This window comes from Streptomyces sp. NPDC047085 (assembly GCF_040643735.1).
In the GTDB taxonomy this organism is placed as follows: Bacteria; Actinomycetota; Actinomycetes; order Streptomycetales; family Streptomycetaceae; genus Streptomyces.
The window spans coordinates 742,731-767,020 of sequence record NZ_JBEYUW010000001.1; the positions used below are offsets into that span (position 1 = coordinate 742,731).

The 24,290-nt window shown below is 70.1% G+C and carries 25 protein-coding genes; 12 read left to right on the forward strand and 13 right to left on the reverse strand.

All coding sequences use genetic code 11. The annotated features are described in order from the left end of the window. Positions 1 to 132: 132 nt before the first annotated feature. A complete protein-coding gene (locus tag ABZ865_RS03135; protein ID WP_361222880.1) occupies positions 133 to 1,182 on the forward strand; it encodes an endonuclease/exonuclease/phosphatase family protein in 1,050 nt (349 codons plus the stop codon). Between the two features lie 106 nt (positions 1,183 to 1,288). Further along, a complete protein-coding gene (locus ABZ865_RS03140; RefSeq protein WP_361222883.1) occupies positions 1,289 to 2,503 on the forward strand; it encodes an MFS transporter in 1,215 nt (404 codons plus the stop codon). A 78-nt stretch (positions 2,504 to 2,581) separates the two neighbouring features. Here the strand turns inward: ABZ865_RS03140 and ABZ865_RS03145 are convergent, their stop codons facing one another. Beyond that, positions 2,582 to 3,760 carry a CapA family protein gene (locus ABZ865_RS03145; protein WP_361222886.1) on the reverse strand — a complete coding sequence of 393 codons (1,179 nt, stop codon included), beginning with the start codon at positions 3,758 to 3,760 and terminating at the stop codon, positions 2,582 to 2,584. Positions 3,761 to 3,948: 188 nt separating this feature from the next. Between ABZ865_RS03145 and ABZ865_RS03150 the strand changes: the two genes are divergently transcribed. From ABZ865_RS03150 to ABZ865_RS03170, 5 genes are all read left to right on the forward strand, one after another. After that, on the forward strand, positions 3,949 to 4,581 hold the full coding sequence (locus ABZ865_RS03150) for a DUF6368 family protein (RefSeq protein ID WP_361222889.1): 633 nt from the start codon (positions 3,949 to 3,951) through the stop codon (positions 4,579 to 4,581). A 662-nt stretch (positions 4,582 to 5,243) separates the two neighbouring features. Beyond that, on the forward strand, positions 5,244 to 6,146 hold the full coding sequence (locus ABZ865_RS03155) for a glycerophosphodiester phosphodiesterase family protein (protein WP_361222892.1): 903 nt from the start codon (positions 5,244 to 5,246) through the stop codon (positions 6,144 to 6,146). A 149-nt stretch (positions 6,147 to 6,295) separates the two neighbouring features. Next, positions 6,296 to 6,787 carry a DUF2750 domain-containing protein gene (locus ABZ865_RS03160; protein WP_361222895.1) on the forward strand — a complete coding sequence of 164 codons (492 nt, stop codon included), beginning with the start codon at positions 6,296 to 6,298 and terminating at the stop codon, positions 6,785 to 6,787. Between the two features lie 202 nt (positions 6,788 to 6,989). Next, positions 6,990 to 7,439 (forward strand): DUF4265 domain-containing protein, encoded by a 450-nt coding sequence (locus tag ABZ865_RS03165; protein WP_361222899.1) that lies wholly within the window; start codon positions 6,990 to 6,992, stop codon positions 7,437 to 7,439. A 127-nt stretch (positions 7,440 to 7,566) separates the two neighbouring features. Further along, positions 7,567 to 8,055 (forward strand): hypothetical protein, encoded by a 489-nt coding sequence (locus ABZ865_RS03170; protein WP_361222902.1) that lies wholly within the window; start codon positions 7,567 to 7,569, stop codon positions 8,053 to 8,055. 23 nt (positions 8,056 to 8,078) lie between these two features. Here ABZ865_RS03170 and ABZ865_RS03175 read toward each other — a convergent pair whose 3' ends face one another. Both ABZ865_RS03175 and ABZ865_RS03180 read right to left on the reverse strand, forming a co-directional pair. After that, positions 8,079 to 8,435, reverse strand: a complete 357-nt coding sequence (locus ABZ865_RS03175; RefSeq protein WP_361222905.1) for an ATP-binding protein — start codon at positions 8,433 to 8,435, stop codon at positions 8,079 to 8,081. Next, entirely contained in the window at positions 8,432 to 8,662 is a 231-nt protein-coding gene (locus ABZ865_RS03180) for a hypothetical protein (protein WP_361222908.1), read from the reverse strand. Before ABZ865_RS03180 ends, ABZ865_RS03175 begins: the two co-directional genes overlap by 4 nt. A 115-nt stretch (positions 8,663 to 8,777) precedes the next feature. On the opposite strand from ABZ865_RS03180, the gene ABZ865_RS03185 reads away from it, so the two are divergent. Together ABZ865_RS03185 and ABZ865_RS03190 are read left to right on the forward strand one after the other, a co-directional pair. Continuing rightward, the gene (locus tag ABZ865_RS03185) at positions 8,778 to 9,641 is read left to right on the forward strand and encodes a helix-turn-helix transcriptional regulator (protein WP_361222911.1); all 864 of its coding nucleotides are present in this window, start codon (positions 8,778 to 8,780) and stop codon (positions 9,639 to 9,641) included. Beyond that, the gene (locus ABZ865_RS03190; RefSeq protein WP_361222914.1) at positions 9,613 to 9,813 is read left to right on the forward strand and encodes a DUF397 domain-containing protein; all 201 of its coding nucleotides are present in this window, start codon (positions 9,613 to 9,615) and stop codon (positions 9,811 to 9,813) included. The genes ABZ865_RS03185 and ABZ865_RS03190 overlap by 29 nt, the downstream gene beginning before the upstream one ends. 20 nt (positions 9,814 to 9,833) lie before the next feature. Here the strand turns inward: ABZ865_RS03190 and ABZ865_RS03195 are convergent, their stop codons facing one another. From ABZ865_RS03195 to ABZ865_RS03210, 4 genes are all read right to left on the reverse strand, one after another. Then, the gene (locus ABZ865_RS03195; RefSeq protein WP_361222917.1) at positions 9,834 to 11,873 is read right to left on the reverse strand and encodes an NAD(+) synthase; all 2,040 of its coding nucleotides are present in this window, start codon (positions 11,871 to 11,873) and stop codon (positions 9,834 to 9,836) included. A gap of 119 nt (positions 11,874 to 11,992) precedes the next feature. After that, entirely contained in the window at positions 11,993 to 13,936 is a 1,944-nt protein-coding gene (locus tag ABZ865_RS03200; protein WP_361222920.1) for a S53 family peptidase, read from the reverse strand. 287 nt (positions 13,937 to 14,223) lie between these two features. Beyond that, positions 14,224 to 14,856 carry a DUF305 domain-containing protein gene (locus ABZ865_RS03205; RefSeq protein ID WP_361222923.1) on the reverse strand — a complete coding sequence of 211 codons (633 nt, stop codon included), beginning with the start codon at positions 14,854 to 14,856 and terminating at the stop codon, positions 14,224 to 14,226. After that, a complete protein-coding gene (locus ABZ865_RS03210) occupies positions 14,853 to 15,539 on the reverse strand; it encodes a DUF3105 domain-containing protein (RefSeq protein ID WP_361222926.1) in 687 nt (228 codons plus the stop codon). Before ABZ865_RS03210 ends, ABZ865_RS03205 begins: the two co-directional genes overlap by 4 nt. Before the next feature lie 138 nt (positions 15,540 to 15,677). On the opposite strand from ABZ865_RS03210, the gene ABZ865_RS03215 reads away from it, so the two are divergent. Continuing rightward, positions 15,678 to 16,121, forward strand: coding sequence for an Rrf2 family transcriptional regulator (locus ABZ865_RS03215; protein ID WP_361222929.1), 444 nt, complete (start codon positions 15,678 to 15,680; stop codon positions 16,119 to 16,121). Positions 16,122 to 16,161: 40 nt separating this feature from the next. On the opposite strand, the gene ABZ865_RS03220 is transcribed toward ABZ865_RS03215, so the two are convergent. Beyond that, complete coding sequence (locus ABZ865_RS03220) at positions 16,162 to 16,572, reverse strand: Imm10 family immunity protein (RefSeq protein WP_361222932.1); 411 nt, start codon at positions 16,570 to 16,572, stop codon at positions 16,162 to 16,164. A gap of 132 nt (positions 16,573 to 16,704) precedes the next feature. After that, positions 16,705 to 17,892, reverse strand: coding sequence for a globin domain-containing protein (locus ABZ865_RS03225; protein WP_361222936.1), 1,188 nt, complete (start codon positions 17,890 to 17,892; stop codon positions 16,705 to 16,707). A gap of 306 nt (positions 17,893 to 18,198) precedes the next feature. On the opposite strand from ABZ865_RS03225, the gene glnA reads away from it, so the two are divergent. Further along, positions 18,199 to 19,560, forward strand: coding sequence for a type I glutamate--ammonia ligase (gene glnA / locus ABZ865_RS03230; protein ID WP_361222939.1), 1,362 nt, complete (start codon positions 18,199 to 18,201; stop codon positions 19,558 to 19,560). 134 nt (positions 19,561 to 19,694) lie between these two features. Continuing rightward, positions 19,695 to 20,381, forward strand: coding sequence for a DUF899 family protein (locus ABZ865_RS03235; RefSeq protein WP_361222942.1), 687 nt, complete (start codon positions 19,695 to 19,697; stop codon positions 20,379 to 20,381). Positions 20,382 to 20,415: 34 nt separating this feature from the next. On the opposite strand, the gene ABZ865_RS03240 is transcribed toward ABZ865_RS03235, so the two are convergent. From ABZ865_RS03240 to ABZ865_RS03255, 4 genes are read right to left on the reverse strand one after another with little or no spacing between them, the layout of a single operon-like run. Then, the gene (locus ABZ865_RS03240; protein WP_361224354.1) at positions 20,416 to 20,826 is read right to left on the reverse strand and encodes a VOC family protein; all 411 of its coding nucleotides are present in this window, start codon (positions 20,824 to 20,826) and stop codon (positions 20,416 to 20,418) included. Between the two features lie 39 nt (positions 20,827 to 20,865). Continuing rightward, on the reverse strand, positions 20,866 to 21,885 hold the full coding sequence (locus tag ABZ865_RS03245) for a TolB-like translocation protein (protein ID WP_361222944.1): 1,020 nt from the start codon (positions 21,883 to 21,885) through the stop codon (positions 20,866 to 20,868). Beyond that, entirely contained in the window at positions 21,882 to 23,213 is a 1,332-nt protein-coding gene (locus ABZ865_RS03250; RefSeq protein WP_361222947.1) for an MFS transporter, read from the reverse strand. The genes ABZ865_RS03245 and ABZ865_RS03250 overlap by 4 nt, the downstream gene beginning before the upstream one ends. Before the next feature lies 1 nt (position 23,214). Further along, positions 23,215 to 24,102 carry an alkaline phosphatase family protein gene (locus tag ABZ865_RS03255; protein ID WP_361222950.1) on the reverse strand — a complete coding sequence of 296 codons (888 nt, stop codon included), beginning with the start codon at positions 24,100 to 24,102 and terminating at the stop codon, positions 23,215 to 23,217. Between the last annotated feature and the right edge of the window lie 188 nt (positions 24,103 to 24,290).

Genomic DNA, 24,290 nt, shown 5'->3' on the forward strand with positions numbered 1-24,290 from the left:
CCGGCCCCACCTCGTTCGTCCTCGACTTCCGTACGGCCGTCATGGGACGGCGGGATCGGAGCCGATCATCCCCTAGGGTCGGATGAACACGGGGGGACGACGGAGTGCACGGCAGGCAGTGAGGCAGACGGTATGGCGCAGCAGGCGTACATGACGGAGACGGACAACGGCGGCTCGGGGCCCGAGCGACCGGGATCCCGGCTTCGGCGCCTGGCGCACCGCCTGCTCGCCGGCTGGCGCGGCGATCCACGCATCTGGCGCCGCGGCATCATTCTCGCGGCGCTCGGCCTGCTCCTCGCCCTGGTGATGCTGCTGCACTCGCGCATCCCCAACCGGATCGGCAACCTCGGCAGCCTCACGGAGACCTTCCTGCCCTGGCTGGGCCTGGCCATCCCGGTGCTGCTGCTCCTCGGCGTGCTGCGCAAGTCGGCGACCGCGCTGATCGCGGTCCTCCTCCCGGCGATCGTGTGGCTGAACCTCTTCGGCGGACTGCTCACCGACAAGACGGGCGGCGGCGGCGACCTCATGGTGGCCACCCACAACGTCAACGCCGACAACCCCGACCCGGCCGCGACCGCCCGGGACGTCGCCTCCTCCGGCGCCGACCTGCTCGCCCTGGAGGAACTGCCCGCGTCCGCCGTCCCGGTGTACGAGAAGGCGCTCGGGACGACGTACAAGCACCACGCGGTCGTCGGCACCGTCGGCCTGTGGAGCAAGTACCCGATGACCGACGTCAAGGACGTCGACATCAAGCTCGGCTGGAAGCGCGCGATGCGTGCGACCGTGACGACCCCCAAGGGTCCGCTCGCCGTCTACGTCGCCCATCTCCCCTCGGTGCGGGTGAAGGTCGAGGCCGGTTTCACCGCGCGGCAGCGCGACAAGAGCGCCGACGCGCTCGGCGAGGCGATCGCCGACGAGCCGCTGCCGCGGGTCGTCCTGCTGGGCGACCTCAACGGCACGATGAACGACCGCTCCCTCAAGGCCGTCACCTCGCAGCTGCGCTCCACGCAGGGCGCGGCGGGCAACGGCTTCGGGTTCAGCTGGCCGGCGTCGTTCCCGATGGCACGGATCGACCAGATCATGGTCAGGGGCGTCGATCCGCAGAGCTCCTGGACCCTGCCGCGCACCGACAGCGACCACCTTCCGGTGGCTGCCCGTGTGAAGGTGGACACGTCCTCGTAACCGGCCGGAATACTGGGCCTGGGAGACTTTGTTCCGCACCTGAACATACACTGGTGACGGAACTCCGCTCTCTCCTCTCCTTGACTTCGAAAGGCACAGGCCCTTCATGCCTCTGGCCCTGCTCACCCTGGCCGTCGGCGCTTTCGGTATCGGTACCACCGAGTTCGTGATGATGGGCCTGCTGCCCGACGTCGCGGACGACCTGCACATCTCCATCCCCACCGCCGGACACCTGGTCTCGGCGTACGCGCTGGGCGTCGTCATCGGCGCCCCGCTGCTGGCCGCGCTCACGGCCCGCATGTCCCGCCGCACGGTCCTGATCGGCCTGATGGCCCTGTTCGTGGCGGGCAACGCCCTCTCGGCCCTCGCCCCCGGCTACGACTCCCTCCTCGCCGCCCGCTTCCTCAGCGGCCTGCCGCACGGCGCGTTCTTCGGCGTGGGCGCGGTCGTCGCCACGGCGATGGTCCCGCCGGAGCGCAAGGCCCGCTCGGTCTCCCTGATGTTCCTCGGCCTGACTGTCGCCAACGTCGCGGGCGTCCCCGTCGCCACGCTCATGGGCCAGCACCTCGGCTGGCGGGCGACGTTTCTGGGCGTGAGCGCAATCGGTTTGGCGGCGATAGCGTCGCTGGCCCTCCTGATCCCGCACGCCCGAGTCTCCGCCCCCACGACGGGCCTGCGCGGCGAGCTTGCCGCGCTGAGGTCGGTGCCGGTCTGGCTGGCTCTGGGTACGACGGTGGCGGGCTTCGGCGCGCTCTTCGCGGCCTACAGCTACGTCACCCCGATGCTGACGGACTCCGCCGGTTTCGCCGAGGGCAGCGTGACGGTGCTGCTGGCGCTGTTCGGCGTCGGCGCGACGGCCGGCAACCTGCTGGGTGGCCGGCTCGCGGACGTGTCGATGCGGGGCACCCTGTTCGCCGGACTGGCCTCGCTGGGCGCGGTGCTCCTGCTCTTCCCCTTGCTGATGCGCGCCGAGTGGAGCGCGGCCCTCGCGGTGGCCCTGCTCGGCATGGCGGCGTTCGTCACCGGCTCCCCGCTGCAGCTGATGGTGATGGAGAAGGCCTCGGCTGCCCCGTCCTTGGCCTCCTCGGCCAACCAGGCCGCCTTCAACCTGGCGAACGCGGGCGGCGCGTGGATCGGGGGATTGGCGCTGGCGGCAGGCTTCGGGGTCACGTCTCCTGCGGTTGCCGGGGCTGCGCTGGCGGTGCTGGGGCTCGGAGTGGCCGGTGTGGCGTACGGGGTGGACCGGCGCCGGGAGGTTGCCCGTGTGGGCCGCGTCGTCGCTGCTCACGTACCGGAGCAGTCCGGCGTCCTGCACTCCTGACGTAGGGGGCTCCGTTCCCTGGGGCGGGGGTGCAGGGGCTCCGCTGGTGGGGATCGGACAGCCCTCCAGCCGCAGGCCCTAGGGGCGCTGGATCGTACCGTCCGCCGAGATCTGGGCGGCGTGTGAGCCGAAGTCCTCCTCCGACATGCTGGAGACGAGGTCGATCGCGTCGCCGCCCGGCTCCGGCGTACCGGGCGCCACGATCTGGGTCGGGCGCAGGCGCCCGGACACATAGGTGCCGTCGGCGCGGAGGGTCACTTGTAGCACGCCGCTGGTGGAGAGCGTGCCGCCGAGGCCGAGCACCTTGTAGCCCGAGAAGTTGCCCAGGCTGTAGGCGATCAGCCGCCCCTTGTAGAACTCCATTCCCCGCATCACGTGCGGTCCGCTGCCCACGACCAGGTCGGCGCCGGCGTCGATCACCGCACGGCTGAATCGGTAGCTGTCGCCGCGGTCCTCGCCGAGGAAGTACTCGGTGCCGGGCTCCACATGGGTGCGGTCCGAGCCCTCCGCGCCGGCGTGCATCGTGACGATCACGATGTCCGCCATCGCCGCGGCGCGGGCGGTGAGTCGCTGTGCGGCAGGGATGTCCGTGAGGTCGTTCGACCCTCGGTCGGGAGCGAACCCGACCACTGCGACCCGGAGGCCGTGTACCCGCTGGACGGTGATCTGGCCCAGGCGGCCGGTGTACGGCAGGTTCGCGGAGCGCAGGGCGGCGAACGTCTCGCGCCGCCCGTCCGCCCCGAAGTCGTCGATGTGATTGTTCGCCACGTTCATGACCGTGAACCCGGCCTTCTTGAGCCGGCGGCCGTAGGACGGCGGGGCGTGGAACGCGAAGCAGTTCGGGCCGTCGATGTCGTCGCACTTGCTGGAGCCGTCGGTGGCGAGTGTGGTCTCCAGGTTCCCGAGCACCACATCGCCGGTGAGCAGGTCGTCGACAGGGTCGAAGAACGAGGCGCCGTCATCCGGCGGCAGGGCGTCCGGCAGCGAGCCCATCACGATGTCTCCCACGGCGGCGATCCGTACATTGCCGGCAGGATGCGGTGGCGCCGGCGCACCGGACACCGTGGTCCGGGTCGTGCGCAGAGGGGTCGGGGCGGAGCCGATGGAGGCTGACTTCTCGGGGCCGGCGCTGCACCCGAACGCCGCAACGACCGCCACGCCGGTCCCGGCCAGGCCGAGGGCGAACGGGCGATGCCGGCGCATCGCCTTCTGCCGCTCGCCCGGCTGCCGGGGGCGCTGTCCGTCGGACGTGATCATCCGCTCATGCTACGAAGCAGGCGTCCATCCCTGACGGAAGCTCATCCGCTGGCGTGTTCCCGAACGCCGCTCGTACTCGGCGGCGTCAACCATGCCCAGGCTCTTGGCGACCAGATCCCGGTCGAAACCCGCCGCGGCGCCCTGCACCGCTGACCAGCGCTTCGGCCTTACTCGTCTAGGCTCCCGGCATGTCTGGTCCGACGCTGGTGATCGATCTGCCGGAGCCTGTACCCCCGTCCACCATGGGGGAGTTCCGCGCGCTGATGGTGGGGCTCTCCTCCCACTTCAAGGAGGAGCGACCGGGTTCCTTCGACGTCAACGTGCCCGCTGAGCGACTGGGCGTCGAGGACAGGCGAGAAGCGGACTGGCGGAAGCCGTACCCGCTTCCCCTCCTCGGCACCACCTGCGTGGACGAGGAACTCAAGGCCCTGGTCGGCTTCAATCCACAGCGCGAGGACTGGCGCCGGCCCTTCCTGGTCTACCTGATGGGCCCGGGCGTCGGTGACGAGGACATCTTCGAGGCCGAGCACGCGGACGAGCCCGAGGTGGAAGCTGTCCTCGGCTTCAGGCCGACCCATGCCGTCAATGTCAGTGCCTGCTGCAACCGGGAGATCGACCACGTGGCCACGGCCTTGCTGACCGCAACCGTCATGGACGTCATCGGAGGCGTGGCCAAGGCCGAACTGCTGGACGGCCAGGCCTCGGTCGTCGCCGGCCTTCCAGGGCTGCTGGGGCTCGCGGACGAAGACGGGACGGCACTGGGCACGGCGGAATTCCTGCGAGCCTGGGTCGGCCGGCCGGGCTTCCGACTGGTCAAGTAGGCCGGGTGGAGGCGCGGCAGGCCACTGAGCTTCGCGGAGCCAGGAGCTGACCAGTTGCCGTGGGGCCGCCCGCTTCTTGGCGATGGTCGTGCTTCCGCGAGCCGAGTAAAGGGCGCTCCCTGCGGTCGCGTCGCCTTCGGCGATGGCCCTCCGGGCCACCCTTGACTCGGCTCGCTCCAGCACGGGTGAGAAGCGAGCGGGCGGCCGGGGGAGCAGTGGGCGTCTTGCCGGGGTTGGGCCCTTGGGCGCGCTGTGTGGCGGCCCCTTGCGGAGGGGACGCGGTCGCGTCTCGCCTGCACGCCGGCTGGGTTTGGCGGCGTGCGGCCGGTGGGTGCGGGGGTGCGCGTCGGTGATTGGAAGGAACGGGCAAAGAGGTGCGGCTCCCGGCATGTGCCTGACCTCGGACTTCCCTCGGCTCCCCGGCCCAATTCCTCCAATTGCTGCCTGAGTGGGGAACGGGTGAGGTGCTTGTGTCACCTGTGACGCAGGAGGTGCACTCGGGGGGTGCTCGCCCTGCGTCCCCGCCCGCCGAACCTGCCCGGCGTGTCCCAACCGGTCCCGCGAGCCCACCGCCTGCCGTAGGTATTCTCTCCTGTCCCAGGACTACCGGCTGTCTCAGCTGCTCCGTGAGCATCTGTGTCATCGACCCATGAGGAGAGTGGATGCTCGCGCGCATCTCCATATGCGTGGCAGGGATGGTCCTGAGCCTGGTCGCGGTGCTGTTGGTGACTTCCACGGCGACGGACGCGACGGACCGCGGGGGTGTGGTGAGTGTCGCCCACCGGGCCGGCGCCGACGCGGCCCCGGAGAACACCTTGGTCGCGATGGACACGACGCGAGCGCAGGGCATCGAGTGGCTGGAGAACGACGTCCAGCGCACCAAGGACGGCAAGCTGGTCGTCATTCACGACAAGACCTTGGCCCGCACCACCGATGTCGAGGCGAAGTTCCCGAAGCGTGCGCCATGGAAGGTGGGGGACTTCACCTGGGCGGAGATATCCACGCTGGACGCCGGCAGCTGGAAGGGCCGGCAGTGGGCGGGGGAGAAGATACCGACTCTTCAGCAGTACATGCGCCGCGTGGACCGCAACGGCCAGAAGCTGGTGCTGGAGATCAAGTGGCCGGAGATCTATCCGGGACTCGCCGAGGACACCGTGAAGGAACTCGGCAGGCTGGGCTGGCTCGAGGGCGACCGGGTCACCGACCGGCTGATCGTCCAGGCCTTCGACACCGGCACCCTGCGGACCGTGCGCGCCCGCGCCCCCGAGGTGCGCACCGCCCTGCTGTCGCGCGAACCGACGGCGAAGGACCTGGCGCGGCTGGCTGAGGTGGCCGACCAGATCAACATGAAGTACCTGAAGGTCACTCCCGCGTACTTCCAGGCGGCCCACGCCCTGAAGGGCCCGCACGGGCAGCGGCTGAAGGTCTTCCTCTGGACTGTGGACGACCCGAGGAGCGCGGTCGAGTTCGCCCGTGGTGGCGCCGACGGGTTCATCAGCAACCGCCCCGATCTCGTGCAGCAAGCCCTGGCCGACGCGGACTACACCGACGGCACCGCGAACTGAAACCCCGACCGTCACCCCCTCGCGGCCTTCAGGGCCTGGGGGCTGCCGGTGGCGTCAGCTGCTTACAGCGCAGCGGGGAGGAAGGCCAGGACGCGCGGCGCGCGGTTGCGGGCCGTGCAAAGCGCCGGACGGCGTCCGAGACGGGCCCGATGCGCGGGCGGTACCGGTCTGGGCCTGCCAGCGGGAGACTGGGCCCGACTGGTGCCGCGCTCAAGCGTGATGCTGAAGACGGGACGATCAGGAGCATTCGGGTGAGCACAAGCGGGGCTCAGGCAGCGGCCTTCTTCCGTGAGATTGCTCGGACTCGTACCGTTTGGTGGGTTCGAGACGACGACGGCAGTCCCACCCCGGTCTCAAGTTCTGGGCAACCAGCTTTCCCTTATTGGTCGTCGAAGACCCGCGCGCAGCGCGCCGCTCAGCTATGGGGTCCTCAATTTCGACCTGTATCAATGCCGCTGGACCATTGGCGAAGCGCGGCTTTGCCGGATCTGGCCAAGGATGACTTCCGGGTAGGGATCAACTGGAGCGGACAGCGTCTAACCGGATGGGACTTCACTGTCGGTGAAGTGGTCAATCGTCTCATTCACGCGCTCGGCGAGCCACCATACGATGCATTCATGGTGATTAGAGAGGGCCGCTGAGCTTGAATTTGGCGGGCTGCTCGCTCGCTTCTTACCCGCGCTGGACGAGGCGTGTCACGGGTGGCCCGGAGGGTCATCGCCCAAGGCACCGCGTCACCGCTGAAGTTTCTCCCAGCGATCAGTGGGATGTCTGGGTCACGGTCTACCGTCTGACATCCGTCCACAGGTGGTAGTCAACGTGGCCTGTGGGACGATCACACGCATGACACTCGATCCTCACCCGCCGTCTGGCACCCACATACGACTTCTGGCTGGTCATGCCGCGTCCGGGCACCCGGTGTTCGAGGTGCTGCCGGCGCGGTTGGTGGGGTCGGACGTGTTCGAACTGGCGGGCAGTCCCGGCATGGTGCTCGGATGCGCGGCAGGTGATGTGCTGCGGGTCGCCGATGACGGTCGGTTCGACGTGGTCGAGCGGGGAGAGAACCTGTGCATTCAGGCAGCCGGCCACGGCCACTTCAGCCCTGAGTCGTTCGCGGAGCTTAGCAAGGCGGTCGGGGATCTCGGGGGCATGGCCGAAGCACCGCAGGATCTGCGCTTCATCGTCGTCACGATCGGCCGCGCGGTAGGCCTGCCCGCGATCGAGCAGGTCATGGACGCCTGGATCGCGGGTACCGATGGGGCCGAGTGGTGGATCGGCAACGGAGAAGGATGATGGTCCACGGAAAGGCCATGGTGACCGCGCACAGCCACACTCGTGTGGACAAGCCTCTGGATGAGTACCTCCGAAGTTCCAGGGGCATCTGGGCGGACATCATCCACGTCGTACCGGGGTGGTACTGATGCCCGCCCCGTACAAGAAGAAGCTGTGGTCGGGGGCTTCGGCGCTGGCCGTCCTGGCGACCGCGGTGCTCACCTGGTGGCTGCTTCGCGAGCCTGCCCCCTATGCATTGGGCAAGACGCCGGAAGTGAAGGTCACCGTCCACGCCGTGAAGTCCGACTATCCCGAGGCCGCGGAGGTCGCCGACGACGTCGACCTGCTCCTCAAGGCGTACGTCCAGCGTCTCGAGGCCGGTGACCCCACCGACCTCGCCCACCTCGGCGCCCCCTGGTACACGGGACGGGACCAGGCCGCACAGAAGCTGATCGCCCGCTACGGTGCGCACGCCGGTGAACCGGTCGAGGCGATCGTGCAGGACCCCGCCGTGCCGAACCTGGCCGGCGTCGAACTCCACTTCGGCGACGGACAGCGGCAGACGCTCCAGCTCAGCCGCGACCACGACGACGTGTGGTGGCTGCAGCTGGGGAACGGCGATCCCGTGGCGCCGTAGACCACTTGGGCGAGTAGCACTGTTCACGACGGCGCTGCCAGCTCGCACCAGACCGTCTTCCGGTCCGCGGCCTGGTCCACGCCCCAGCGGCTGGAGAGGGCGTCTACGAGGGTCAGGCCTCGGCCGGATTCGGCCGTGTCGGTGGCGGAGAGGGGAGCGGGTAGGGCGCTCGGGTCGGGGTCGGTGACCTCGATGCGGGTGTGGCCGTGGGGCGTGCTGGTGACGCGGATCGTCACGAGCGTGCCCTCGCCGAGGTGGTCGATGACGTTCGTCAGTAACTCCGTTGCGCACAGGCGGACTTCGAAGTCGTGAGTGCGGAGGTGGTGGCGGAGTTCCGGTACGGCCTTCGGGGTGGCGAGGAAGGTGAGTGCGAAGGTCATTGTCCGGCCGCCGTCTTCCGGAGGGCGGTGGCCAGCGCACGCGCTGTCGCGGTGTTGCAGTTCCCGAGCGCGACGAGGCTGGCGGGCGGTGCGTATCTGCCCGCGAAGCTCGGCAGGTCCACGCGGAGGGAGGGCAGCGTGATGTCGTGCAGGGCGAGGGCGGAGCGGAGGTCCTCGACGCTGAAGGAGACGTCGTAGGCGGTGGGGGAGGGGGAGGGGTCAGGCATGGGTGGCGTCTTTCTCATCCTGTGCGGTGTGTGATGAATGCCTCACAGAGTGTCGTCGGGATCGCTACCGTGAAAGGAGTTTCGCGTTCGCGACCGGGACAGCGGAAGGTGAACCATGGCACGGCGCAGGGACATTGACGGCTCGATGAGCGTCCCGACCTTCTACGGCAAGGAGTTGCGGTGGAAGAGGGAGTCGGCGGGGATGTCGTTGGAGGCCTTCCTTGAGGGCAGCTTCTACGGCAAGACCTACCTCAGCGACATCGAGCGCGGGGAACGGAGGATGCCGCTCGACCTGGCTCGGCATGCGGATCGGGTGCTCAACACCGACGGCTTCTTCGAGCGACATTGCGAGGATGTGCGGAAGGCGCGGAGAGCAGGGCACGCTGAGTACTTCGAGAAGGTCCTTGAGGCGGAGAAGCGTGCTACGACCATTGAGGCATGGTGCCCGATGCTCTTCCCCGGGCTGCTGCAAACTCCAGCCTATGCGCGGGCCGTGGTCCTGGCAGGTCTCCCGCTGTCTCTCGACGCCGAGGTGGAAGAGAAGGTCAGTGCCCGGATGGCGCGTGCCGACATCTTCGAGTCTGACCACCGCACTCCGGAGTACTGGGTGATCCTGCATGAGTCGCTGATCACCCAACCGCTCCTGGACGCCGAGGGCATGACCACACAGTTGGACCGCATCACGGAGTTGGCGGACCGACGCCGAATCACTCCGCAGATCGTTCCGCGGAAGCAAAAGGCGTACCCCCTGATGGCCGCCTCCATCATGACCATGACGTTTCCGGATGCCCCGCCGCTGGTGTACACCGAGGCGTCCTACAGCGGAGGCACCATCGATGATCCAGCCCTCGTGGGGCAGTACCGCAAGGCATACGATCGGCTCAGGGCCGTCGCGCTGTCACCAGACACGTCCCTCGCCATGATCAAGGCAGCGGCAGAGGATTACCGAAATGGCAAGCAACCGGATCGACTTGAGTGACGCTCTCTGGTTCAAGAGTAGCTACAGCAATGAAAGCGGAGGCGACTGCGTTGAAATCGCGAGCGACTTCCCCGGACTCGTCCCCGTCCGTGACTCCAAGGTCCCCCACGGGCCCGCCCTCATCGTGACGGCCGCCGCCTGGGCCCCCTTCGTCGCCGCACTCAAGGGCTGAACCGGGGCCCCCGGGACTGCTCACAAATCGAACCGCTCAAGGTCCCGCAGCCACGTCCGCGCCGAGCTGTCCGACGGCGCACGCCAGTCACCCCGCGGCGACAGTGAACCGCCCGCCGAGACCTTCGGGCCGTTCGGCATGGCCGAGCGCTTGAACTGAGCGAAGCCGAAGAAGCGGCGGCAGAAGACCTCCAGCCAGCGCCGGATCTCCGGCAGGTCGTACGCAACCCGCTTGGCCTCGGGGAAGTTCGGGGGCCAGGCGCCGGCCTCGGCGTCGTGCCAGGCGTGCCAGGCCAGGAAGGCGATCTTGGAGGGACGGAAGCCGTACCGGAGCACGTGGAACAGCGTGAAGTCGTGCAGGGCGTACGGGCCGATCTTCGACTCCGTCGACTGCATCTCCTCGCCCGGCACCAGCTCCGGGCTGATCTCGGTGTCGAGGATCGCGGCGAGCGTCTTGCCGGTCTCCTCGTCGAACTGGCCGCTGCTGATGACCCAGCGGATGAGGTGCTGGATCAGGGTCTTCGGCACGCCGCCGTTGACGTTGTAGTGGCTCATCTGGTCGCCGACGCCGTACGTGGACCAGCCGAGAGCCAGCTCCGACAGGTCGCCGGTGCCGAGGACGATGCCGCCGCGCTGGTTGGCGAGGCGGAAGAGGTAGTCGGTGCGCAGGCCCGCCTGCACGTTCTCGAAGGTGACGTCGTACACCGGCTCGCCGGAGGCGAACGGGTGGTCCATCTCCTTCAGCATCAGCCGTGCGGTCGGCGTGATGTCCAGCTCTGCCGCGGTGACGCCCAGGGAACGCATCAGCGCATGTGCGTTGTCCTTGGTGTGGTCGCTGGTGGCGAAGCCGGGCAGGGTCCAGGCCAGGATGTCGCTGCGCGGGCGGCCGGCGCGGTCCATCGCGCGGGCGGCGACGATCAGCGCGTGCGTGGAGTCCAGGCCGCCGGAGACCCCGATGACGACCTTCGGGCCGCCGATCGCCGCCAGTCGCTGCTGGAGGCCTTCGACCTGGATGTTGTACGCCTCGTAGCAGTCCAGGGCGAGGCGGTCGGGGTCGGCCGGCACGAACGGGAAGCGCTCCAGGCGGCGGCGCAGCCCCAGGTCGGTGAGCGGCGGGTCGAGCTCGAAGGCGACCGTCCGGAAGTCACTCGTCCGCGCGTGATGCGTACGGCGGTTGTCGTCGAACGTGCCCTGCCGCTGCCGTTCCTGCCGCAGCAGGTCGAGGTCCACGTCGGCCACGGCGTACTCGTCGCCGAGCGGGAACCGCTCGGTCTCGGCGAGCAGCACGCCGTTCTCGTAGATCATGGTCTGGCCGTCCCAGGACAGGTCGGTGGTCGACTCGCCCAGGCCGGCCGCCGCGTAGACGTACGCGGCGAGGCAGCGGGAGGACGCCGAGCGGCACAGCAGCTTGCGGTCCTCGGCCCGGCCGACCGTGATCGGGCTGCCGGAGAGGTTGACCAGCACCGTCGCACCGGCCAGCGCCGCCTCGGCGCTGGGCGGCACCGGCACCCACATGTCCTCGCAGATCTCCGCATGGAGGACGAGACCGGGGACGTCCTCGGCCGCGAACAGCAGGTCCACGCCGAAGGGGACCGACTCGCCGCCGACGCGGATCGAGCCGCCGCGCTCGTCGGCGCCGTCGCCGATCTGCCGGCGCTCGTAGAACTCCCGGTAGTTCGGCGGGTACGACTTGGGGACCACGCCGAGGATCCGGCCGCGGTGCACGACGACCGCGCAGTTGTAGATCCGGTTGCGGTGGCGCAGCGGGGCGCCGACGACCAGGACGGGCAGCAGGTCCGCCGACCCGGTCACCACCTCCTGGACCGCCTCCTCGACCTGGTCGAGGAGCGCGTCCTGCAGGAGCAGGTCCTCGATGGAGTAGCCGCACAGCACCATCTCCGGGAAGACGGCGACGGCGACCCCGTCCTCGGCGCACCGGCGTGCGTGGCGCAGGACCGCTTCGGCGTTGGCGTGCGGGTCGGCGATGACGGTGTGGCCCGTGCAGGCGGCGACGCGTGCGAAGCCATGCTGATAGATCGACCAGAAGTTCAACGGAGGCACGCGGTCAGTGTAATCGTCAGAGAGACGCAATAGGGGGCGTGGGGTGTTGTTGCGTACCCCACGCCCCCCTGGAGCGCCTACCGCGTCAGCGGACCGGCGTCAGCCGGTCACCGGCGCGATCAGTGGCGGCGGAACGACTGCACGTAGCCGTTCGCGGGCGAGCCCACGCCGGTGACGTCGTCGTAGCCCTTCACCGCGGACAGCGAGCTGTCCTTGCCGAGGCTGCGGACCGAGGTCGCGAGGCCGCCGGCGGCGTCGAAGCCGTTCACGAAGTCGATCCGGGCCACGGCCAGGTCGGTGCCGGTCGGCTTGTCCACGACGTCGTGGTAGACGCCCGCCTTGCCGTACTTGGCGTAGATCGACGGGTTGGCGAAGCCGATCGCCTTGCCGCCGCGCGCCTCCTGGGCCAGGGCCTGGACCGCCGCGATCACCGGGGCGGCCAGCGAGGTGCCGCCGATGCGGTACTCGCTGTACTGCTCGGTGCCGTCCGGGAAGGTCTGGGTCTGACCGACCAGGAAGCCGGTGTTCGGGTCGGCGATGGCCGCGATGTCCGGGACGACGCGGTTGCCGGCGGCGTTGTTGGCCGTGGCCAGCGCCTTCGGGACGACGTTCTTCTGGTAGTACGGCTGCGGCACGGTCTTGCTGGTGCCGCCGCCCGCGCCCGAGGTGAACGCGCCGGGGAAGTTCGTCCAGCTCTTGCCGTCGGCCGCGAGGGTCGCCTTCTCGGTGCCCCAGCCGGTCTCCCACTGGTACGTGTCGCCCTTGCCGACGGCCAGCGAGGTGCCGCCGACCGCGGTCACCCACGCCGAGTTGGCCGGGGTGTCGACCTGCTTCGTACCGGTGTTGGCGACCTCGTCGCCGTTGTCACCGGAGGAGAAGTAGAAGCCGATGCCCTGGACCGCGCCCAGCTGGAAGACCTGGTCGTAGGCGGCCGCGAGGTCCGGCGTCTGGTTGGCCTCGATGTCGCCCCAGGAGTTGGAGACGATGTCGGCCAGGTGGCTGTCGACGATCTTGCTGAGCGAGTCCAGCAGGTCGTCGTCGTAGCAGGAGGCCGCACCGACGTAGGTGACGTCGGCGTTCGGCGCGACCGCGTGCACGGCCTCGACGTCGAGGGTCTCCTCGCCGTACCAGCCGGCCGCGCCGCACTCCTTGGTCTTGGTGTAGTTCTTCGGCAGCACCTGGTGCAGCTGGCCGGTCTTCCAGGCCGCGTCACCGTTCTTCACCGCGTACTTGCCGGCGTCGAAGGCGATGGTCGGCGAGGCGTAGGCGTCCGTGATGGCGATGCGGACGTTCTTGCCGGTGTAGGTGCCCGCGCCGTAGGCGGCGCGCAGCTGCTTGCCGGTGTAGCCCTTGATCGCGTACGGGATCTTCTGGCCGTACGCGTCCGGCAGCGTGCTCGCGATGTTCGAGCCGAAGTACGAGGAGAACGGCCCGGAGTTCTTGAACACGGCGTCCGGGGGCGGCAGCTGCTCGTCGTGGGTCGACTTGTGCGGGGCGTTGTCCAGACCGGTCACGGTCAGGACGGCGCCCCGCAGGCCGGCCGGCGCCGACGCGGTCTTCGCCGGGGCGCGGTAGGTCTTCGAGCCCTTGGTGAAGTTGTGCAGCTGGGTGCCGAACGCCTTCTCGGCGGCGGCGACGTCACCGGAGACGGCGACGTAGTGCGGGGTGACCTGGGTGACCTTCAGCCCGGCCGAGGTCAGCCAGGACTTGACGGCGGCCACCTGGGCCTTGGTGGCCCCGAAGCGGGCCTGCACCTTCTTGGCGCTCAGGTACTTGCCGTACAGCGGCGAGCTGGGGTCGGACACGGCCTTGGCGTAGGCGGCGAGTCCGGCGCGGTCCCGGCCGGCCAGGTAGACCCGGGCCGTGACCTGCGCGGTGTCGGCGGTGGCACCCTTGTCCGCCTTGGCCGTGGCCCACGCGGGCTTGGTGCCCACCAGCGAGTCACGGGCCGGGGTGTCCGCGGCGTGCGCCGCGGGTATGCCGAGCGCCAGCGCACCGGCGATCATCGGCAGTGTCGCTGCCATGCTCACGCCGGCGCGCACGGTGGCGCGGTTGGATCTCATAGAACCCCCTGCGATGCGGTTCGCATGCATGTAGTGGTCGGTACGTCGTGGATCCGGGAGCCGGCCCGCGGCGGCAGCGGCCGGCGAAGCGATCACACGATGGGGGCCACTCTTACGATGAACCGTTCATGCCAGGGGAACGCAAAGGTCAAGAGAAGCTCAAGGAACCGTCATCCAGGGAGATTTGAGGGATTACGGGGGTTTTCGTCCTGGCGGTGCTGTTACGAGCGCGCTTGCGCGCGCCCCTCAACGGGCCTGCGCGCCTTCCCGGCGGGCTTGCGCGCCTCTCAACGGGCCTGCGCGCCCCGCGCCTTGAGCATGTCGGCCATCAGCTGGATCTCCGACTGCTGGGCGTCGACCATGCCCTGCGCGAGCCGCTTCTCCACCCCCACGGTGCACTTGGCCACACACCCCTCGGCCATGTGGATACCGCCCTTGTGATGGTCCGTCATCAACTGCAGGTAGAAGACCTCCGCCTGCTTCCCGCTCAGCGACTGGAGCTTCCTCAGCTCCGTGTTGGTCGCCATGCCGGGCATCAGCGCGCCGTCCTTGCCGGAGGCCATGTCGCCCATGCCCATCCAGGTCATCGGCGGCTCGGCCGACACCTTCGGCAGCTCCCACAGGTCCAGCCAGCCCAGCAGCATCCCGCGCTGGTTGGCCTGCGTCTGCGCGATGTCGTACGCGAGCCGCCGCACCTCCTCGTTCTTCGTGCGGTCCCGCACGATGTACGACATCTCGACGGCCTGCTGGTGATGGACGGCCATGTCCCGCGCGAAGCCCGCGTCCGCGGACTCGGCGCCCGGCGTCTTCGTGCCGTCCGGTCCGCCGGTGTCCTCGGCTACCGCGTACGTGATCGCGCCGGCCGCGACGAGCACCGCCGCCGCGGCGCCCGCGACCCAGCCGACGTGCTGTCGCCTCACTTCATGACCCCGCCGGTGCACGAGGCGCCCGGCTCGGGCGTCTGCCGGCCCTGCACATAGGTGGAGAAGAACTTGTTCACCGCCGGGTCGCTCGCGCTCTTCACGTTCACCTGGTGGCCCCAGGCCGACAGGACCAGCGGGGCGTCCTGGTTCTCGTACGGGCTCATCAGCGAGTACGGCGTCTTCTTCACCTTGGCCGCGAGCGCGTCCACGTCGGCCTTGCTCGCCTTGCCGGTGTACGTCACCCAGACCGCGCCGTGCTCCAGCGCGTGCACGGCGTTCTCGTCCTGCACCGGCGTGGTGTAGACATCGCCGTTGCAGTTGAGCCACACCGGGCTGTGGTTGCCGCCGACCGGCGGGTGCATCGGGTACGACACCCGGGTCGTCACGTGCGTCCGCGACAGCTTGCCGGACCAGGTCTTCACGCGGTCCGGGCCGAGGGTGAAGTGCCCGGAGTCCCCGGAGTTCTTCGCGTCGCCGCTCGCGGTCTCGATCTTCGTGTCCGACTTGTCCGACTGCGAGTTCACGAGGACCACGCCGCCGACGACGAGACCGGCGACGACCACCACGCTCGCCGCGACGGTCAGCACCCGGTTGCGGCGCTCGCGGGCACGCTCGGCGCGCCGCATCTCCTCGATGCGCGCCTTGCGCGCCGCGTTGCTGCTGTTGTTGCCGGAACCCATGAGGCGTGTCCTTCTGGGGGAAAGAGACGGGAACGGTGGGGCTCACCGATCGTAGTGGGCGAGGTGGTCTCTGCCGAAGAGCGGGGCGGGGCGACCGGAAAATTTGAACCGTGGATGCGTATTACCTACCCTCGCGGTATGCGGCTGCTGCGCTCCACCGACCTGGCTCTGCGGATCCTCATGCGGCTCGCCGTCGCAGGCGACGCCAGCCCCGCGACCCGCCTGGTCGCGGAGGACATGGACGTGCCCTACACGCACGCCGCGAAGGTCGTGGCCGAACTCCAGCACCTGGGCCTGGTCGACGCCCGGCGCGGCAGGGGCGGCGGGCTGTCGCTGACGGAACGGGGCCGCTCGGCGTCGGTGGGCATGGTGGTCCGCACCTTCGAGGGTGACGGCGACGTGGTCGACTGCGAGGGCCCGACCCCCTGCCCCCTGAACTCCGCCTGCCGCCTGCGGGGCGCCCTGCGCCGGGCCCAGGAGGCGTTCTACGCCGCGCTGGACCCGGTCACGGTGCGGGACATGGTCGCCGACCCGACGGGCCCCCTGCTGCTGGACATCTCCAGAGGCCCGCAGAGCGGCTGAGAGCACCGGGCTCCGGGCGGCTGAGCGCACCCGGGATCCGTCAAAGGGCGACGCATACCGGCCGCGCCTCTTCCCGGCCGTATGCCAGCACCTGGGGGAGGACCTCGCGGAACCGGGCCGTGTCCGCGGCCGGCGCCTCCAGGATCACCTCGATGTCCGGGTCCTCCAGCCTCAGCGCCGCCAGCGCGGAAGGGTCGAGGGAGACGCGCAGGACGTTGCCGGTCAGCACCACCTCCCGGACACACCCGTACGCGGTGCCCTGGCCGGCCGTGACCAGGCAGTGCGTGTCGAGCCCCAGGGGAATGTCCTGGTCGTCGGGCTCCCCGCCGTCGCACATGAAGAGCAGGGCGAAGCCGCTGCCGTCCTCGCGCTCCGAGACCCCGGCTTCGACGAAGTCGCCGTCGGGATCGATCTCTGCGCCCGCCGCACGGGCCACGAACCGGAAAGTCATGGCCGAGTTCTACCAGCGCGGCTCAGCGGGAGCGGGGGCGGGTGGGGGAGCGGGTGTGGGGGTCGGATGCGGGGTCGCGTGGGGGTCGGGTGGGGGTCCCCGCCGGGCCGGACGGGGCCCCCGCCCCTCTCCTCAGACCTGCGTCAGCCAGAGGTCCGGGCCGAACACCTCGTAGTGGATGTCGGCCGGGGCCACGCCCTTGCCGATCAGCTGCGAGCGCACCGCGCGCATGAAGGGCAGCGGGCCGCACAGGTACGCGCGCGTGCCCAGGGCCACGGTGACGTCGGCGAGCTCGACCAGGCCGGTGCGGGTGCCCGGCGCGGCGTCGCGCTCGTAGAAGAAGTGCACGGACGCGTCCGGGAGCTTGCCGGCGTACGCCTCGTGGTCGGCGAGCAGGGCGTGGTCGGCGGGGGAGCGGTCGCCGTGCACGACGGTGACCGGGCCGGTGTGCCCGTCGGCGGCGAGCGCGGCGAGCATCGCGACCATCGGGGTCACGCCGATGCCCGCGGAGGCGAGCAGGAGGGGCCGGTCGTCGCCGTCGCCGAGGACGAGGTCGCCGTACGGCTCGGACAGCGCGAGGACGTCACCGGGCCGCACGCGCGCGTGGAGGTGGTTCGAGACCTCGCCGTCGGGCGCGGCGTCGTCGCCCTGCACACGCTTGACGCTGATCTGCCGCACCGTCGAGTCCGGTGCCCCCGAGAGGCTGTACTGCCGTATCTGCCGGGCCCCGTCCGGCAGCTCGACCTGGACGGAGACGTACTGCCCGGCGCGGAAGCCGGCCACCGGGCCCTCGTCGAGCGGCCGCAGCCGGAGCGAGACGACGTCCGCGGTCTCGGGGACGCGCTCGATGACCTCCCACCGCCGGGGGCCCCGGCTGCCGCTCTCCTCGTACAGCCGCTTCTCGATGGCGATGAGCGCGTTCGCCATCAGCCAGTAGACCTCGTCCCAGGCGGCCGCGACCTCCGGCGTGACGGCCTCGCCGAGGACCTCGACGATGGCGGCGAAGAGGTGCTCGTGGACGACCGCGTACTGCTCGGGCGCCACCCCGAGGGAGGCGTGCTTGTGGGCGATCCGGCCGAGCATGGCGTCGGGCCGCTGGTCCGGGTGCTCCAGCAGGTACGTGGCGAAGGCGGCGATGGAACCGGCGAGGGCCTGCTTCTGGGTACCGGAGGCCTGGTTTCCGCGGTTGAAGAGGTCCCGCAGCAGTGCGGGGTGGGCGGCGAAGAGCCGGGCGTAGAAACGCTCGGTGATCTCGCCGAGGGCCGCGCCGACGGCGGGAAGGGTGGCGCGGACGGTGGCCGCGGACTGGTCGGACAGCATCGGGACTCCTCACGACTCGACTGATCGGCACCGTATGAAAATTGGCATCTGAGATGCAAATTAACGGGGCGTGGTCTGGATCACGGTGGAAACGGACCGGCCATTACGGATGTCGGTGCGAGCAGGCAAGATGGGCGGCAGAGCAGTGCACCTGCCGTACGAGGCGCGTTCAGGCCACGGACGCTCACGCGATCAAGGTCCGCAACGCGCATGAAATGGTGTTGTGGTGGGATGCTCAGGTGCCCGACCGCCTCCCGCCACGCGGGGGCACAGGCGGCCTGACCAGCAAGGATGGGGAAGCGGAAGATGGACAAGCAGCAGGAGTTCGTGCTCCGGACCTTGGAGGAGCGCGACATCCGGTTCGTACGGCTGTGGTTCACGGACGTGCTGGGCTTCCTCAAGTCCGTCGCCGTGGCCCCGGCCGAGCTGGAGCAGGCCTTCGACGAGGGCATCGGCTTCGACGGCTCCGCCATCGAGGGCTTCGCCCGGGTCTACGAGTCCGACATGATCGCCAAGCCGGACCCCTCCACCTTCCAGGTCCTGCCGTGGCGCGCGGAGACCCCCGGCACCGCCCGCATGTTCTGCGACATCCTCATGCCGGACGGCTCCCCGTCCTTCGCGGACCCGCGCTACGTGCTCAAGCGCGCCCTGGCCCGCACCTCCGACCTGGGCTTCACCTTCTACACCCACCCCGAGATCGAGTTCTTCCTGCTGAAGGACCGCCCGCTGGACGGCTCCCGTCCCGTCCCGGCCGACAACTCGGGCTACTTCGACCACACCCCGACCAACGTCGGCATGGACTTCCGCCGCCAGGCGATCACCATGCTGGAGTCGATGGGCATCTCGGTCGAGTTCTCCCACCACGAGGGCGCCCCCGGCCAGCAGGAGATCGACCTGCGCTACGCCGACGCCCTCTCCACGGCCGACAACATCATGACGTTCCGCCTGGTCATGAAGCAGGTGGCACTGGAGCAGGGGGTCCACGCGACCTTCATGCCGAAGCCCTTCTCCGAGCACCCCGGCTCCGGCATGCACACCCACCTCTCCCTCTTCGAGGGCGACCGCAACGCGTTCTACGAGTCCGGCGCCGAGTACCAGCTCTCCAAGGTCGGCCGCTCCTTCATCGCGGGCCTGCTCAAGCACGCGGCGGAGATCTCCGCGGTCACCAACCAGTGGGTCAACTCCTACAAGCGCATCTGGGGCGGCGCCGAGCGCACCGCCGGCGCCGGCGGCGAGGCCCCGTCCTACATCTGCTGGGGCCACAACAACCGCAGCGCCCTCGTCCGCGTCCCGATGTACAAGCCCGGCAAAACCGGCTCCGCGCGCGTGGAGGTCCGCTCCCTCGACTCCGGAGCCAACCCCTACCTGGCCTACGCCCTCCTCCTCGCCGCCGGCCTCAAGGGCATCGAAGAGGGCTACGAGCTTCCCCCGGGCGCCGAGGACGACGTCTGGGCCCTCTCCAACGCCGAGCGCCGCGCCCTCGGCATCGAACCCCTCCCGCAGAACCTCGGCGAGGCCCTCTCCCTGATGGAACGCAGCGACCTGGTCGCCGAGACCCTGGGCGAACACGTCTTCGACTTCTTCCTCCGGAACAAGCGCCAGGAGTGGGAGGAGTACCGCTCCGAGGTCACGGCCTTCGAACTGCGGAAGAACCTGCCGGTGCTCTAGCCGGCGCCTCTCCTCGCACGGGGCCGGTGGTCGTGGACCGTCGGCCCCCGCGTGTGTCACCCGGGCGGTGCGGTGGCGCTCGCTCGCCCCTGGGCACACCGTGGAGGCGTAGGGCGCTTCCCACCCAGGAGGACATGATGCTGCGGCAGACCCGACTGCCCGGCGAGACCGAGGAGCAGCTCGCCGCCCGCGAGGAACTCCGGCTCGCCGAGATCGAGCTCATGCGGCACCGCGAGAGGGTCGCGGACCAGCGCCGGGCGCTGCCCCAGGGTCCCGCCGTCGACGACTACCGCTTCCTCGAAGGCCCGGCCGACCTCGACGCGGGCGACACTCCCGTCCGCGAGGTCACCCTGAGCGAGCTGTTCACCGGGCCGGACCGGCCGCTGATCGTCTATCACCTCATGTACGGCAAGCAGCAGACCAGCCCCTGCCCGATGTGCACCCTGTGGATCGACGGCTTCAACGGCGTTGCCCACCACATCGCCCAGAACGCCGACTTCGCCATCGCCGCGGCGGCCGACCCGCCCGCCCTGCGCCGGCACGCCCGCGACCGGGGCTGGTCCCGGCTCCGTCTGCTGAGCTGCGGTGACAGCACCTTCAAGTACGACCTCGGCAGCGAGGACGAGGACGGCGTACAGGACTCCACCGTCTCGGTCTTCACCCGGGACGCCGACGGCACGGTCCGCCACTTCTACTCCGCTCACCCACGCATGGCCGAGGACATCGACCAGCGCGGCATCGACCTGCTCAACCCCGTCTGGCACCTCCTGGACCTGACACCGGGCGGGCGCGGCGACTGGTACTCAGGCCTGGACTACTGACGGTCAGGACACCGGCCCCTTGCCGTTCGCCGGGTCAGCGGATCGGTTGGCCGATGCCGATCAGGTTGCCTTCGCTGTCGTGGAACCAGGCGGCGCGTTCGCCTCGGGCGCCCTTGCTGGGGTAGTTGCCTTCGATCTCGGCGATGCCGTCCCGGGTGCGGAAGCCGGGGGCGTCGACGTCCTCGAAGACGACGCCGCGCCGCCGCAGCTCCGTCACGACGGCGTCGAGGTCCTCGACCTCCCAGCCCATCTGCGTGAAGGTGCCGGGGGACGCCCCCGTCGACTGGAACAGGGCGAAGTCCGTGCCCCCGCACCGGTACAGCAGCCCACCGGGCCGCTCGTCGGCGGGCTCCAGGCCGAGCACCTCGGAGTAGAAGCGGCGCGCGCGGACCAGGTCCTGGGCGGGCAGCCTGGTCGCCACCCGCCCCCGGGCCAGAAGGTTCATCTCGTCCATGCCCCCACTGTGACCCGTCCGCCGCCCCGTTCAGCGCAGATACGCGGGCGACACCGCCGCCGTGCTGATCCGCCGAGGTGTGCCCGTGCCGTCGGCCGGAACCTCGTACAGGTCCGCGCCGAAGTCCCCGGGCAGGGCGTAGACGAGCGTCCGGTCGTCCTTCCACACGGCCTGGTCGTCCACGCTGCGGGACACCGCGAGCGGGGTCTCCCGCAGCGTCCGCAGATCGAGGACGTACAGGCGCCAGGGGGCGTCCTTGGACAGGCCCTTCACGCGTTTCTTGAACGCGACGCGGGTGCCGTCGGGGGAGAGGGAGGGGCACTCGACGTTGGTGCGCACGGTGGTGACCGTGCGCGTGCGCAGGTCGCCGCGGACCAGGTACGTCGTCCCCTTGGTCGCCATCGTCGCGTAGAAGGTGCGGTCGTCCGCCGCGAACGTCACCCCCCAGAAGTTCACGTCCGCCGCCCGGTACGGGTGCCCGTCCCTGACGATCCGGAAGGTCTCCAGGGACGGGATCAGCTCACCCGTGCGGGTGTCCACGATCGCGGCGCGCGTGGAGAAGTTCGTACCGGCGTACGAGTCACCGCCCACGAACGCCGTCCACGCGGCGAAGTGCCCGGTGGGGGAGACCCGGGCGCGGGAGGGGATGCCGGGGACGTCGTAGCGGTCCCGCTCCTTCAGGCGCGCGTCCAGGATCAGGGCGCGGTAGGTGTCCGACACCGGGCCGTGCACCGCCTGGAGGCAGACTCCGGTGCCCGCGGCGGCGTAGAAGCGCAGGCACTTCACGCCGGAGGAGGTGCGCGGGCCGGCCGGGTCGGACGCCGGGACACTGGTCAGCTCGTCGCGGTGCGGACCCCACGCCATGTTCCGGAACACCATCCGCCCGTGTCCGGTCAGGGTCACCGTGCCGGGGGTGATCCGCGGGCCGCCCGCCTGGGTGTGGTCGCGGCGGTCGGCCCGTGCCGAGGCGTGCAGCACGGACGCCACCCCGACCGCCGCCAGCGCGACGACGGCCGAGAGCAGCACGAGGATGCGGGTGCGTACGGTCATGCGGTCGAGGTGCCTTCCCGTTCGTCTCGGGGTCGGGGAGTGTCGCGTTCGTCCCGGGGGCGCAGGGTGAGGGCGTACGCGGCACACACCGCCAGCGCCACCGCCGCCCCGGCCAGCGCCGAACGCGCGCCCCACGCCGTCCAGGCCGCGCCGAACAGCAGCGAGCAGGCGAACCGGGCCACCGCCTGCCCCGTCTGTACGACGGCCAGCCCGGAGGAGCGCAGCGCCTCCGGCACGCCCGCCGAGGCCACCGCCATCAGCACGCCGTCGGTGGCCGCGTAGAAGCCGCCGTGCAGGACGAGCACGAGGTACGGCAGTCCGCTGCCGTGCCACGAGGTGAGCAGCAGGGCGTACGCCAGCAGCAGCGCGCCGTGTCCGGCCAGGAACACGGTCCACCGGCCCACCCGGTCGGCGAGCCGGCCGAGCGGGACCGCGAGCAGCAGGAACGCGGCGGCGGTGCCGAGCGGCAGCAGCGCGAACCAGCGGTCCGGGACCCCGAGCCGGCGCTGCAGCAGCAGATAGACGAAGGAGTCGCTGACCGTGGCGAGGCCCAGCAGCAGTGCGCAGACGGTGATCCGGCGCAGATCACGCCGCCGCAGCAGCCCCACGGCGGCGCGCAGGGTGGGCCGCTCGGACGGTTCGTCCGTTGCCGCCGGCCCCTTCCCCTTCGGCGTGCCCGGCTTTGTCCCACCCGGCACGAACAGCACCAGCACCAGCACGCCCACGACCGCCACGCAGAAGCTGACGGTGAACACCGCGTCGTACCCGTCCACGGTGGCCCGCAGGATCAGGAAGGCCACCAGCGGCCCGAGCAGCGCCCCGGCCGTGTCCATGGCCCGGTGCACCCCGAAGGCACGCCCACGGTCCTCCGGGGCGCTGGACAGCGAGATGAGGGCGTCCCGCGGAGCCGTACGCAGCCCCTTGCCGGTGCGGTCGGCGGCCAGGATCAGCCCGATCGGGGTGAGCGAGTGCGCGACCAGCAGCAACGGCTTGCACAGCGCCGAGACGCCGTACCCGAACCCGGCCACCCACTTGTGCCGCCCGCCGCCCCGGTCCGCCAGGTGGCCGCCCACCAGCCGGACCAGCGCCGAGAAACCGTTGTAGACGCCGTCGAGGAGACCGAAGCCCAGCGGGGAGAGACCCAGTCCCGTCACCAGGTACAGCGGCAGTACCGCCGTGACCATCTCGGACGAGACGTCGGTGACCAGACTGACCGTGCCGAGGGCGAGCACCGTCGGGGCGAGCGCGGCACGGCGCCGCCCGGCGAGGGGCCGGGCGGCGCCGTCCGCGGACGCCGGCGTACTCGCGCGACTGTCCGCTACGTACACGTCAGGGCGCCCAGATGCCGGTGATGTCCTTGGCGCCGGCCGCGTTGCCCGCGTGCGTGGTCAGACCCTGGGTGTCCTCCAGGGTGCGCAGCACGTCGTAGTGGTTGTAGGTGGTCGAGGTGCTGGACCCGGCGGCCACCGGCTGGCCGTAGAACACGGTCGTGATCCGGTTGCCGCTGAGCCGGTTGTCCTCGTCGAAGGTGACGACGAGGAGGCTGTTGTGGGTCTTGGCCCAGGTGGCGTAGGCACCCAGGTTGTTCTTCAGCCAGGTGTCACCGGTCGACACCGAGCAGTCGTGCATGTCGCTGCACAGGTTCGGGACCACGAACGACATCTGGGGAAGCGTCGTGTAGTCCGTCGGGAACTGGGCGAAGGTCTTCGCGCTGGACGTCGGCACGTTGCTGAAGGCGAACCACGGGTTGTGCTTGCGGGCGTACTTGCCGCTGCTGCACGTGGTCGAACCCTGGCTGGGCAGTGTCTCGTTGTAGCTGGCCCAGGTGCGGCCGGCGGCGAGCTGCTCGGAGGCCAGGTTCCTGGCGGAGGAGAAGCCGGGGGTGTAGCAGCTGTCGTCCGTGACGCCCTGGTTGGAGCCGGAGAACAGCTGGAGGTAGTTGGGCTGGCTGGGGTGGGTGATGCCGTACGACTGCGTGAGGTTGGCGCCGCCGGTGGCGAGCGAGTTGATGTACGGGGCACTGGAAGAACCGATGACCTGGTTGTACGCGTGATTCTCGAAGACCACGACGACCACGTGGTCCGGGCTGGGGACGGAGCCCGCGGCGTGCGCGGCCTCGCTGCCGAGACCGGTCCACAGACCGACCGCGACGGCCGCGAAAGCCGCGGCGGACGCCACTGCGGCGCGCGTACGGCGGTACACGGAACTGCCTGACACATCAACCTCCGATGGGGAAGGACGGGGCTGGCGGTGCGGACAGAGCATGCGCACGCCAACATTCCCGCACCCCACGGAAGTGAACCTCGCGAATGAAGAGCAGATGAACTACTCGCAGGTGAACTACTCGCGCCGACCCCGTACCCGCACCCGCCGGCACCCCCTTCCCCGCCCATTCCGGTTACGCT